General features: G+C 34.2%; 1 protein-coding gene. It reads left to right on the forward strand.

Features of this window, described 5'->3' with window-relative positions:
- Window positions 1-71 precede the first annotated feature (71 nt).
- The coding region (locus DLK05_RS19210) for a proton-conducting transporter transmembrane domain-containing protein (RefSeq protein WP_498366014.1) at window positions 72-440 on the forward strand (369 nt) is incomplete at its 3' end.

Raw genomic sequence — 440 nt, forward strand, 5'->3', positions numbered from 1 at the left:
AAGGTAAGTCCGTTATCGTCTGCCCAACTTTGAAGTCGCGTCAGATCCTCCTGAAGTGCCTGTGTATCGTCTTGGTTGCGTATCTCTCTCCAAAGTTTCACGTCGTCGGCAAAAACGGTTACTTTATCGATCCACTTACTTCTATTATGTCAATATTAATTACWACTGTTGGRATTWTGGTTCTKATTTATAGTGAYAATTATATGTCKCATGATCAAGGATAYYTRAGATTTTTTGCTTATATGRGTTTTTTYAATACTTCMATGTTRGGATTAGTTACTAGTTCTAATTTGATMCAARTTTATWTTTTTTGGGAATTAGTTGGAATGTGTTCRTATYTATTAATAGGTTTTTGGTTCACAMGACCTATTGCGGCAAATGCTTGTCAAAAAGCTTTTGTAACTAATCGTATAGGGGATTTTGGTTTATTCTTAGGAATT

The organism is Ancylomarina longa (assembly GCF_003996985.1).
Lineage (GTDB): Bacteria > Bacteroidota > Bacteroidia > Bacteroidales > Marinifilaceae > Ancylomarina_A > Ancylomarina_A longa.